We start from the raw sequence: 3,772 nt of genomic DNA on the forward strand, positions 1-3,772 counted from the left end.
CTCGCGCGGAGAAAATTGTGATACTGAGAAAAAATCGATCGCAACCATCCTAGATGGTTTTAAACTAAGAACATACCAAGACAATTTATTAAAAATTAGTTTTTACACAGTCTGTGCCATAAGTGGACAGTGCTAACGCCCCAATATGCCGACGAAAAGAGCGCAGCGAGTTGAGGTCGGAATAATTGGTTTGTTAGCTTTGTATATCAATTTCAACAACTTGAGCCTCTTTAAATATACTTTTAGCTTTTTCAAACACAGTATCTTTATTAGCTGGATGCACCGTAATATCGATTGCGTTATCCGATAATGTAAAAAGTGTAAGACAACCCGCTTTTTGGATTTTTGCTATATCCGACTTTTTTACCAATCGTCCTTTGGTGTTATAAAAACGAGAGTAAGAATTTGTTCTTACCTGCACGTTTGCACCTAGGTCGTTAAACGTTCTTTCTGCTTTGTCCAAAAAGTTGATGGGAATCATTGATTCCAACTTTATAACCAAAACAAAGAATAATACTGAGGCGATAACTAATATTAAAATGTCAATAAAGCCTCCGCAAAGCTAGCGCCCGCCACACGGGCGAGCAACTTGTTGCGAGTCCAGCGCCGCAGGCGCGATGTGCTGGCGCTTGTTATGTGCGTACATGCTACAGAACATGAACATCGTTGATTGTTGCAGCATAATTGTTGTTCCCAATTGGTACAAACTCAAATTCAACAGTTAGGTCGGTTATCTCGCCATTGGCGGGTAAATAAAAGCCGAAGATCAATGAGCCTGAATCGGTTTCTAAAAACTCAGGGTAACAATTCGCTATATTTTCGTTTTGAAAACTCACAGGGGCATCGCTACCAAAGTAATCATGCACAGCGTCTTTGAGTTCAGATTCTGCCCATACAACACCATAGTTATTGTTTATATCAATGAGCTTTTCTGCGTCTTCAAATTGATTTGTGGCTAATAAGCTCAGCCAATGCTGACAATAACTTTTAAGTTGATTCTCTTTATCTTCACTGGTGATTGAGAGCATGAGATACCTTAGAGCACATAACGCCCAAATTTAGCGCGGAAAGCCGCGCAGCGGGTTGACGTCGCAGCCAGCGCTTTTTGCTGGCGATAAAATTTGATTGTTATGTGTCTGCTGATTCATTAAACAATATCCTGTTTGAAAACGGATCTGTTACGGTAAAACACCTTGCACCCCAAGGGGCATCTTCAATGCTTGGTTTGTTGTATTTGTAAGGCTTTGCAGTAACTTGTGCGAAAAGTTGATCAAGATTGCTTACATTAACGAAGACCTTGCTGCCCGGTGTGCAGTCACCAGAGTGTTCACTCAGATGTAAAACAAAATCGCCAAGCGAAACTTGCATGTAAATTGGGTAACCATCCTCAAAACGATGCTCCCAATCTAGTTCCATACCGAGAAAGCCAAGGTAAAACTCTTTTGCTTTATCTTCATCGAAAATCCGCATTATTGGGATCGTCTGAAACTCCATGCCATCTACTCCATTACACATAACGCCCAAATAACAGGCTAAGTAATAGTTGGCTATAATGTGCGAGGAACGAAGCGCGGCCAACTGTTGCGTGTCCTAGTTTATTTACTTGTTATAAATCAAACAAACAAACCTGAAAAGTTGACTAAGTTATGAGCAATTATTGGAAAGACCAAACTCCCTGTACGCTCTCTTAACCATAATAAAATAAAGCCATAAACACCTGTAATCGATAAAGATATAATAGAAAAATGCCATTCTCCGCCGCTGTACATTATCCCATGAAGTAAACCAAACAATAAAACTAATAGTAAACCTGCAATATTAATTTGGGCTCCATATATATTAATACGAGAAGAAATTACAGCTAGAGAAAAAGTATAAAGAATAATTCCTCTAAACATAGGTTCTTCATCAAACCCTGGAATTGTTGCTTGATATACTAACTTTTCAAAATCATAATTAGGTCCTTCACCTAGAATGGTAGAAAGTATTAACTGTAAAAAAACAAATAATATAGTAACGATAACAGCTGGCTTAATTGATCCTGTTGTTTGCTTAAGCCTAAAGCCTGCATCGGCAGCTTTAAAGTTAGCATTTAAGTGTATCAGTAAAAATAAAGTAACGATCCATAGAAGAATAGCGGTGATTTTACCACCCCAGTTAAAACTTAAATCAGGAATGATTCTATTTACAGGAATTAGCTCACTACCTGTAAAAACGGCAAGAAAATAACCAAAAAATATAACAAGAGACAAGGCTCCCCAATTTAAATTTATGGTTACCTTTTTCATTTTAATTAAAGTCAAAACGATAACAAAAATAAACCCTGCATGAGAGAGAAACGATAAACTAAATTCTAACACGAGCACTTCCTTATGATGATTTATAACACCAAAATAAGCGGTAGCTGGGTGCTCTTCCCAGGTATCCGTCTTCATTTTCTTTGTTAAGTATCTGTCGTAATTTCATCCCATTCCTGCCCACAGTAACCTATCAGCCAATTTATAGCATGATGTCTCTCTTGCACAATACTTGAATCTATTTCTACTGGTATGGGTTGATGATTGATTGTAGCGTCTCTAACTTTCCAATGAGAATCATAAATTAGTTCATTTGCATCAAATATCTCATCATCTGAACGTAACTCAGCGTTTTCTATAAAATTTTTGGATTCTTTCAAGTAAAAGTCACAAGCATTCTTTATAGCGTCGAGATCGCATAACTCACTGAAGTTATTGAATGCTGGTAGCTTGTAGAGCGCCCATAGCAATATAGCCAATGATTCTATTCTCCAAGTAGCATTAATAACACTTCGCTTAGTGAGCTGTTGAGATTCAAAAAATGCTTTTTCTTCTTCGGTAACGTACTCCCAAAGAGCTTCTTTTTTTAGCCAAGCTACAATTGCATCGCGATCTTCGCCATTACCTGCTGACACAAGTCCGAAAAGGATTACACTCCGTTGAGCGCACTCAACGCTGCTGCGGATTTCGTCTTCCGTTTCAAGTTCGTCATCATTCTCTTCAATCAACTGTAAAACGTATGAATTATCAAATCCGCAGCAATCACACACAGGATCTTTTAACGATAGACTATCACTTTCTTTGTCGCAGTTAGTGCAGAACAAACAACCTCCTAAAGATACTTAACATTTTAGTATTTATGCGACACGCAGTTTGTGTTGCATAATCGCTTGTTGGACTGAGCCGCTACCTACTCGGTGTGTCAGAGTTGGTGTTGTTTATGCTATGGGAATTTGCTTTTTCTGGCCTAAGCGATATCAAGCCAACGTTACTGGCGAGCCTATCGCATCTAAGCTATCCCTGCTTTACTCAGCGTTTATTATGCTTCCATTACACCTAAATTTGCCTTAAGAAGCAATTATATTTTTACGCACGCAGAGGTCGTTAGCCTGAGCAATTAAGCAGGTTAACTCATTGATTTTAAGCAGCAAGCAAGGCTGCTAACTCGTTCGCACTATTTCATTTGTCGGCGTATCTGAATTCATCACACCAATAAATCGTAAAATACCCACCTTGCATGACTGACAAAACCAATGCGGTATTAATGGTTCTTGCTCTACCTTCGGCTTCACCGCTTTGCATGGGGTTACTGATGCTTGAGCCTTTATTAACCCTAACTTTCGCTTGCGACACGCATTAGCTAAAAAGCCGTAGTGGCGAATGCGCATAAACCCTTTAGGCAATACATGTTGTAAGTAGCGCCGTAAAAATTCATCACAACTCAGCGTCATGACTTTATCGCGGTTGTTATCTGC

6 protein-coding genes are annotated in these 3,772 nt (G+C 39.0%); all 6 read right to left on the reverse strand.

Annotated elements, in window-relative coordinates:
• Positions 1-193: 193 nt before the first annotated feature.
• On the reverse strand, positions 194-481 hold the full coding sequence (locus MTN96_RS36590) for a hypothetical protein (RefSeq protein ID WP_024592042.1): 288 nt from the start codon (positions 479-481) through the stop codon (positions 194-196).
• Between the two features lie 166 nt (positions 482-647).
• The gene (locus MTN96_RS36595; protein WP_024592043.1) at positions 648-1,028 is read right to left on the reverse strand and encodes a hypothetical protein; all 381 of its coding nucleotides are present in this window, start codon (positions 1,026-1,028) and stop codon (positions 648-650) included.
• 100 nt (positions 1,029-1,128) lie between these two features.
• A complete protein-coding gene (locus MTN96_RS36600; protein WP_024592045.1) occupies positions 1,129-1,494 on the reverse strand; it encodes a glyoxalase superfamily protein in 366 nt (121 codons plus the stop codon).
• Between the two features lie 119 nt (positions 1,495-1,613).
• Positions 1,614-2,360, reverse strand: coding sequence for a type II CAAX prenyl endopeptidase Rce1 family protein (locus tag MTN96_RS36605; protein ID WP_248534802.1), 747 nt, complete (start codon positions 2,358-2,360; stop codon positions 1,614-1,616).
• 83 nt (positions 2,361-2,443) lie between these two features.
• A complete protein-coding gene (locus MTN96_RS36610; protein ID WP_083238643.1) occupies positions 2,444-3,121 on the reverse strand; it encodes a DUF4272 domain-containing protein in 678 nt (225 codons plus the stop codon).
• Positions 3,122-3,457: 336 nt separating this feature from the next.
• The coding region (locus tag MTN96_RS36615; RefSeq protein ID WP_248534804.1) for a transposase at positions 3,458-3,772 on the reverse strand (315 nt) is incomplete at its 5' end.

Source organism: Pseudoalteromonas sp. 2CM28B (genome assembly GCF_023161935.1).

What these genes read in the sequence shown, in the direction of transcription:
- MTN96_RS36595 (WP_024592043.1), bottom strand. Translation starts at nt 1,028, where the DNA reads ATGCTCTCAATCACCAGTGAAGATAAAGAGAATCAACTTAAAAGTTAT.
- MTN96_RS36590 (WP_024592042.1), bottom strand. Translation starts at nt 481, where the DNA reads ATGATTCCCATCAACTTTTTGGACAAAGCAGAAAGAACGTTTAACGAC.
- MTN96_RS36600 (WP_024592045.1), bottom strand. Translation starts at nt 1,494, where the DNA reads ATGGAGTTTCAGACGATCCCAATAATGCGGATTTTCGATGAAGATAAA.